This is a genomic window from Rhizobium sp. SVR5-2C, assembly GCF_056755115.1.
This window is the reverse complement of record NZ_JBNDHT010000656.1, coordinates 1-230: the sequence shown is the minus strand read 5'-3', so window position 1 is coordinate 230 and position 230 is coordinate 1. Positions and strand designations below refer to the sequence as shown.

Annotated in this window: 1 pseudogene; it reads right to left on the bottom strand. The window is 55.7% G+C overall.

The features are described from left to right. Window positions 1-54: 54 nt before the first annotated feature. Window positions 55-230 (bottom strand): annotated as a pseudogene (locus ACPYOI_RS37270) (aminotransferase class V-fold PLP-dependent enzyme); the annotation flags it as partial.

Here is a 230-nt window from a genome sequence, read left to right as displayed (position 1 = left end):
CACCGAGATCTACACTCGACTAGTTATCGGCAGCGTCAGATGTGTGTAATAGACAGTGCCTGCTTCGAAACGATGCGGCGGATCGTTGTAAGTAACGTTGTCTTCCGTCACCTCGAAGATCACCTCGCCGCCGCCCTGGAAGGGACGCATCTCCCGAAGCCGATCCTTCTTGCCGTAAAGCACGCCGATTCCCGAAGGACCGTAAAGCTTGTGGCCGGTCATCACATACC